The organism is Polaromonas sp. P1_E3 (assembly GCF_056405935.1).
In genome coordinates this window covers 1-811 of the sequence record NZ_JBFUBD010000743.1, presented here as the reverse complement: position 1 = coordinate 811, position 811 = coordinate 1, and the positions used below count along the sequence as shown (strand labels likewise).

At 57.0% G+C, this 811-nt stretch carries 1 protein-coding gene and 1 tRNA gene; both read left to right on the top strand.

What is annotated here, in order from left to right:
- Positions 1 to 411 (top strand): MerR family transcriptional regulator (locus AC1D0Z_RS23220; RefSeq protein WP_477660481.1); only part of this gene is annotated, 411 nt, incomplete at its 5' end.
- Between the two features lie 35 nt (positions 412 to 446).
- Positions 447 to 523: transfer RNA gene (locus AC1D0Z_RS23215), tRNA-Pro, on the top strand.
- Positions 524 to 811 lie beyond the last annotated feature (288 nt).

Here is an 811-nt window from a genome sequence, read left to right as displayed (position 1 = left end):
CCTCACGTGCTCCGTTATTGGGAGCAAGAGTTCACGCAGCTGCGCCCGATGAAAAGGCGTGGCAACCGCCGCTACTACCAGCACCACGAAGTTTTGATGATCCGGCGGATTCGTGATTTGCTCTATGACCAGGGCTTTACCATCAGCGGCGCGCGCAACAAGCTTCAGGAAATTGTCCAGACGGAACGCGACAAGCGCCGAAATGGCGAAGTCATGCTGGATGGCGTGGAAGTGCTGGAAGGCGGTGAGTCCCTGCTGGAAGATTTTGAGGATTCCAGCGATCATTCTGATTTTGAAGACAGCGAGCCTGAAGGAGCGGACTTGCCCACTGGTAGCGCGGCCCAGCAGCGGTTGCAGTTGGTGCGGCGCGAGTTATTTGAAATTCGTGATCTCCTCAGCGCGGGGCACTGAGAAGCATTTTCGGCGCGCTATAATAAAAGGCTTGTCGGTGTGTGGCGCAGCCTGGTAGCGCACTTGCATGGGGTGCAAGGGGTCGAAGGTTCGAATCCTTTCACACCGACCAATCAAACCAACAGATAGCCGGTTAGCAACGCTAACCGGCTTTTTTGTTTTTGAATTGAATGTCGACGTGGCCGGCTGGCCGGCAATCGAAAGCCGGCCCTTCATCCGAAGATCAACGGAAGGCGATAGCAGCCTCGGAGCGACGGCGATGCCCAAGCGCAAGCGTATCAAGCCGGAACAATGCCGGGAATTTGTGTGGCCGGCGGCGTGTTGCGGCTGCGGCCGCAGCGAACCATGCCATCGATCATCACCATGCCAACACCAGGAATGTCCCCGCGTTGAACACTGT